General features: G+C 38.9%; 5 protein-coding genes. 1 reads left to right on the top strand and 4 read right to left on the bottom strand.

What is annotated here, in order from left to right; translation table 11 throughout:
* Window positions 1-66: 66 nt before the first annotated feature.
* Entirely contained in the window at window positions 67-828 is a 762-nt protein-coding gene (locus tag A3EE_RS0105875) for a T9SS type B sorting domain-containing protein (RefSeq protein WP_026209618.1), read from the top strand.
* 270 nt (window positions 829-1,098) lie between these two features.
* Here the strand turns inward: A3EE_RS0105875 and A3EE_RS0105870 are convergent, their stop codons facing one another.
* From A3EE_RS0105870 to A3EE_RS0105855, 4 genes are all read right to left on the bottom strand, one after another.
* Window positions 1,099-1,941: a substrate-binding domain-containing protein gene (locus tag A3EE_RS0105870; protein ID WP_018342509.1), complete on the bottom strand. Its 843-nt coding sequence runs from the start codon at window positions 1,939-1,941 to the stop codon at window positions 1,099-1,101.
* 12 nt (window positions 1,942-1,953) lie between these two features.
* The gene (locus A3EE_RS0105865; protein WP_157446900.1) at window positions 1,954-4,605 is read right to left on the bottom strand and encodes an MGH1-like glycoside hydrolase domain-containing protein; all 2,652 of its coding nucleotides are present in this window, start codon (window positions 4,603-4,605) and stop codon (window positions 1,954-1,956) included.
* Between the two features lie 78 nt (window positions 4,606-4,683).
* Complete coding sequence (locus A3EE_RS0105860; protein WP_018342507.1) at window positions 4,684-5,553, bottom strand: outer membrane beta-barrel protein; 870 nt, start codon at window positions 5,551-5,553, stop codon at window positions 4,684-4,686.
* 75 nt (window positions 5,554-5,628) lie between these two features.
* Window positions 5,629-6,141, bottom strand: coding sequence for an FKBP-type peptidyl-prolyl cis-trans isomerase (locus A3EE_RS0105855; protein WP_018342506.1), 513 nt, complete (start codon window positions 6,139-6,141; stop codon window positions 5,629-5,631).
* Window positions 6,142-6,490: the final 349 nt, after the last annotated feature.

Here is a 6,490-nt window from a genome sequence, read left to right as displayed (position 1 = left end):
GTAGAGTTAACATCTACTTCAGGATGTCTATCGGGCCCGAATCCATTCAAATCGACAGAGATCGTAATGGATATCAAACCGATCCCAGCTCCTGTGATTCAGGAAACAGATCAGACGGTATGTTCNCCTGCAAGTGTAACNTTCCATGGAACAGTTGGAACAGGAACAAACCTTCAGTGGAAACGCGACGGAGTTGATATAGCAGGAGCAACAAATGCGAACTATACAGCAACAGAGGCAGGAAACTATACGCTTTATGAAGACAACTTAACCTGTAACTCCACTTCAGCGGCAGTGAATCTGACAATCGTTCAGACCCCGATCGCACATGCAGGAGCAGATATCTTCATCAAAGAGGGTGAGACAAGCAACCTGAACGGAAGCGGCGGATCAACGTATAGCTGGTCACCGGCAACGTATTTGAGCGATGCAACGGTAAGCAATCCGAACTTCACGGCAACGCAGACGATCACATATATCTTAACGGTAAGCAATACAAGCGGGGCAACAACATGTTCAACAACAGACGATGTTACGGTGTATGTAGTTAAACCGATCGAAGTACCGAATGTGATCACCGTAAACGGCGATGGCAACAACGATGACTGGGAGATCAAGAACATTGAAGGTTATCCGAATGTGACCGTAGAGATTTACAACCGTTGGGGTAATTTGGTATGGAAATCATCAGGCTATGTTAAGAACTGGGATGGAACGAATTATAGAAATGGTGAAGTACTGGCAGACGGTACATACTTCTACATCATTGATCTGAAAAGTGAAGTGTATCCTGAGCCGCTTACAGGCTGGATACAGATCATAAAATAAAATGAATGAGTTATAAATAAAAAGACTCCAACGAGCTATCGTTGGAGTCTTTTTATTTTAATCCCGTAGGGATGAAATGTCTGTAGAAAATTATATACAAAAATCTAACACGCACGGAGCTCCGTAAAGGAGCGACGGATTATATAGAATTAAAATATGCCATCCCTACGGGATTTGGGCGAATATATTTCTAATTAATTTCTATCTACAGATATTATGTCCCTAACGGGACTAAACATCTATAGATATTTTTTTACAGGAATTTAAATACTATTTGCAAACAGATTCATACGATGGTTTCGTATCTAAGATGCCGGCTTCAACCAAGGCAGTTGCTGTATAATCAAAATCGTTTTTAGAAAGCGACTCCTTGTTTCCCCATTGGATACGGGCATACCAATCACGTGCATCTTCAATTTTAATATCGTACACTGCAGCAATCGTCTGTGCAGGGTCCGGCAGTTGCTGAATAAATGCTACGGCTTTTTGTAAAGCACGATACATGCCTTCAACATTTTTAATGCGATTCAATGCAGCAGTACTTATAGTAATCACAACAGAAGGCCAGGGCGTAGGGCATTCACCTATTCTCCTTAACTCTCCGTTATACACGTAAGGTGCTGTCATATTTTTTTCCCATAAAAAATAATCAGATTCATTTTTTTGCAGAGAAACTCTTGCACCATCCAGATTCTGGATCAGTTCCCATGAAGCATCTGTTAGATCTAAACTACGTTGCATGCGATCAACAAGTGCCATAAGATGTGAACCTGAACCCATTCTGCTGACAGCATATTTTATAGGGCCTGGTTTATCGGGGTTCGTATGATGAGATGCAGCACCTGTATGAATGCCCCAGATAAGCGGAGATGCAACATACACACGATCTATAATTGCAGGATTACCTTTTGCAATATCTGCAATGGCTCCTTCGGTAAGAAGCGTTGCAATATCAATGATGTCTGCACGTAAGTCCTGACACATAGCACCAGTGCCGCCTTTATAATCCAACCATTCCAACTCAATTCCTTCTGCAGCAAAATATCCTTGCTCGATTGCAACGTGCCATGGGTAATTAAAATGTTCCGGTACGCCGCCGCATCTTATTTTCATTCTATTGTATAATTAATTTTCCTGATCGTAATAACCGAACTTAAATATCATATCGGCTATTAAGCCCGTCCAGCCTGTTTGGTGAGATGCACCTAATCCTGAACCATTGTCTCCATGAAAATATTCGAAGAACAATATTTCTTCATTGAAGGCAGGATCATTCTGCATTCTCGGATAATCATTATAAATAGGCCTTTTGCCTCCTTCATTTTTTCTAAACAGTTTCATCAATCGAATACCAAGCTGTGCAGCAACATCACGAATGGTTAAAAACTTACCGCTATGTGAAGGGTATTCAATTTTAAAATCATCACCGTAATACAAATGATATTTCAATAAGGATTCAATGATCAGATAATTTACCGGAAACCAGATGGGGCCGCGCCAGTTGGAGTTCCCTCCAAACAAAGACGTAGTCGAGGTTCCAGGCTCATACTCGATTTGATATATCTGATGATCCAGCTGATATTTATACGGATGATCTTTATGAATTTTTGATAAAGCACGAATGCCGTATTCAGAAAGAAATTCTGTTTCATCCAGCATACGCACCAACAATTGTTTCATCCGGAAACCTCTTAACAAAGAAAGCAATCTTCTTTTACCAACACCCGGTTCGTCTAAACGGGAAACGTTGCTTGTTAAGTCTACACGATCTTTAATAAAATAATCAACCTGTTTTTTAAATATTGGCAAATCTTCATAACTCTCTGCAATGATTGTTTCTACTGCAAACAGCGGAATCAAACCAACCATAGAATTGATTTTCAAACGCTGTACTTTTCCGTTAGGTAAGTGCAGCAGATCGTAAAAGAATTTCTCATTGTCGTCCCACAATGAATTATCATTCTCGCCAATATTGTTCAGTGCAGCAGCAATGTAATAGAAGTGTTCAAAGAACTTGCATGCCATACTTTGATAGTTTGGATTATGCAATGAAAGTTCCAGTGATATTTTCAGCATGTTCAAAGAGAACATAGCCATCCAGGCAGTTCCATCTGCCTGTTCCATGAATCCACCTGTTGGCAAGGGTTTGCTGCGATCAAAAATTCCGATGTTATCCAAACCAAGGAAACCGCCTTCGAAGATATTGCTTCCGTTTTTATCTTTTTGATTTACCCACCAGGTAAAATTTAGTAAGAGTTTATGATACGATTGTTCGAGAAAATCAAAGTCACCTTTGTCACATCGGATCTTTCTGTCAATTTGAAATATACGTAACGTTGCCCAGGCATGCACAGGTGGATTCACATCGCTGAAACTCCATTCATATGCAGGGATCTGTCCGCTTGGATGAAGATGTTTTTCATCGAGCAGTAAAAGCAATTGTTCTTTTGCAAACGAAGGGTCGATACGAGCAATTGGTATGCAATGAAAAGCAAGATCCCAGGCTGCAAACCATGGATACTCCCATTTGTCGGGCATCGAGATAATTTCCGAACAGTGCATGTGCCTCCACGTCGCGTTTCTGCCATGCTTGCGATGCACATCGAAATCAATGAAAGGAGGATTTACTTCATCTCCATCCAGCCATTTCGAAACATCAAAATTATAATATTGTTTTGCCCACATCATGCCTGCGTAGGCTTGACGTTGAATATTCTTCAGATCATCTTCACGAATATGTGATTGCAAGTCTTCGTAAAAAATATCTGCTTCGGATTTTCGCTGCGCAAAGATGTTGTCAAAATTTTCAAAAGGATTGTCTACTTTTTCTTTACTTAATCGAAGACGAAGAATGTAATTATTGTTTGCTGCAACTTGTATTCTATATGCACCTGCGGCTTTAGTACCGGTCTTCGCGTCGTTGACAGCAGTTTTTTCGTTATTTACGATGTAATCATTTATTCCATCCTTAAAAAAAGTTTTGCCATTATTCACACCAAATACACGTTTGGTATTTGTTTCATTTTCACAAAACAATAATTCGGGATGTTGATCTAAATAAAAATGGTAGGTTCCGAAATCGGAATGCGCGAGTCTGATTTCGTTGTCTGTAATGGAGTACAGAGAAGGCTTCTTGGCATCGTGTTCCCAATCCCAGGTATTACGGAACCACACGGTAGGTAAAACAACAAGCTCTTTCTCTTCATGGTATTTATTTACCACTTCAATTTTTATAAGAATATCTTCTTCGTTGTTTTTTGCATATTCGATATAAATATCAAAAAATTTATTGTTGTCGAATACGCCACTATGAATTAAATCAAATTCGTCTTCTGAACGTGAACGGTTTTTATTTTCGGTTACAAGCTCATTGTAAGGAAACTCATCGTGCGGATAACGATACAGCATTCTCATGTAGGAGTGTGTAGGCGTACTATCCTGATAATAATAGTATTCTTTTACATCTTCTCCGTGATTGCCTTCATTACCTGTTAATCCAAAAAAACGTTCTTTTATGATCGGGTCATTGTAATTCCAGAAGGCCAGTGCAAAACAAATGTGTTGCTGATCGTCGCTGATACCGCCGATGCCATCTTCACTCCAGCGATAGGCTCTGCTGCGGGCCATATCGTGTGGAAAGTATTCCCAGGCCGAACCGTCTTTACTATAATCTTCTCTTACAGTGCCCCACTGGCGGTCACTCACATAGGGTCCCCATTTTTTCCATGAGCATATTTCTTTGGAATGTATAATGCGTTCTTTTTCAATATTCATCATGGGCAATAGTCAACAGATATGAATAAATGAGTACGGTTATAATCTATGGATAAACTCTGAAGATATTCAGAAGAAAAATTATTTGTTGATGGAATAGAGCAGATAGCGCACGGTTAGTGAGATCTGATGCATTCTGAAATGATCTAAATTTTTTCCGGAGGCATTTTCAAAACCGGCTTTACCATCTTTGGTATATACGCTATTGGTTAATGCATTCGCAGTATAGGTTGCATCTGTTGTATAGTACGGAGAAGAAGTAAGAGGAATCGCATACGTTAATTCAATGTCCAGATTGTGACGGTAACCTGTTAAAATGGAAGTGCCGATTCCAAGTAAAAAATGCATTTGGAAAGGCTTGTATCCGTCAATTTTTACGCCTTTGTATTCACGGTCCTGCTTGTTGCTTGCAGCCATTCCATTCTGATTGTAATAGGTAGTGATGGAGTCTTCTTCAGAATACATGCGCATATTGGTGTTGTATGCAAAACGTAAACCTGCAGTTGCAAAATAATTTTTATCGGGAATAATGTAGTATTTAGCAACGATGGGCAGAATCAGCTGCGTGCTTTTAAATTTTGCAGTGGATAATACTTTGTGCGTGATATAGTCTGTAGATGTTTGTTGTTGGTTCGAAATATAAATATTGTTATACGTTGAACGGAACAGGTTGAAACCTGGTGTAGCAACCAAGCACAGCTGATGGGTTAAACGGTATTGAGCAACTGCCTGAAATCCGATCTGAGCTGCAGCCTGTACTTTGAAATCTAAATTTGTAATGGAACTGTTTAGATCATCGATTGCTTGTCCACCTTGTTTAAGCTGAGAAGAACGCAAATAACCAATGCTCATAGTTGACGCCAAACCAAAGCTTATCTGAGCGTTACTGATAAGAATGCTGCTGATTAAAACAGCAAGCACCAGAAAATATTTTTTAAAGATTGTTGCCATAGACGTAAAGTATATATACGGGAGAACCCCTTAAAAAGTTAGAGCCTGTATTTAATACAGGCTCTAAATTAAATCTTAATGGTGGTGGTGACCGCCTTCACCGTGAACGTGGCCGTGGCTGATTTCTTCTGCCGTTGCTTCACGAACTTCAACAATGGTTCCTTTGAAATAAAGGTCTTTGCCAGCTAGAGGATGATTGAAATCCATGATGACAACATCGTCTCTCAACTCCAGGATTCGACCTTGAAGAAAATTATCTTCGTTGTCTCTCATTGGCAAAATATTACCAACTTTCAACATATCGTCCTGTAATTTTCCGTCAATTGTAAATGCTTCTTTTGGAATGTCTACCAATGCATTCGGGTCATTTGGACCGTAAGCATTTTCAGATGCAATAGAAAATTTGAATGAATCACCTTCTTTTAAGCCAAAAAGATTTTGCTCAAATTCAGGTAATAATCCACCTACACCAAATAAAAAGGTAGCAGGCTGATCTTTATCAACTTTTTCAATAATTTCTTCTTTGTTGCTGTCTTCGCTAAGTTCGTATGTAAGACGAACTACTTTGTTTTCAGAGATTGTTAACATAAACCGTGATTCTATTAATTATGAATTATTAAGACGTTTACTGTATCTCTACGTGCGCCTATATGTACGAGACAAAGATACGTCCTTTTTTTGAGAATGGAGCCTCCTGAATTGAAATACTTTTGACTAAAAAATTGATAATGAAGCCATCCGAAAAGCTTATTATTTAGAGTGTTTCTAAAAAATTATGTTAGACGCAGATTTTAGCGATTTTGATATAGGTTTGTCTCACGGATAGGAAAGTATTAACCGTTTATTTATCAGTATTTTAATTTCATTTTATGGAATCCTGTTCCATGAATTTTTAAATGAATTGAATGTAAATTTTAGGTTAGTTTATAGTCTACTT

Origin of the sequence: Cytophaga aurantiaca DSM 3654, assembly GCF_000379725.1 — a bacterium.
In the GTDB taxonomy this organism is placed as follows: Bacteria; Bacteroidota; Bacteroidia; order Cytophagales; family Cytophagaceae; genus Cytophaga; species Cytophaga aurantiaca.
The sequence above is the reverse complement of the archived record's forward strand: the minus strand, read 5'-3'. Positions and strand labels throughout refer to the sequence as shown.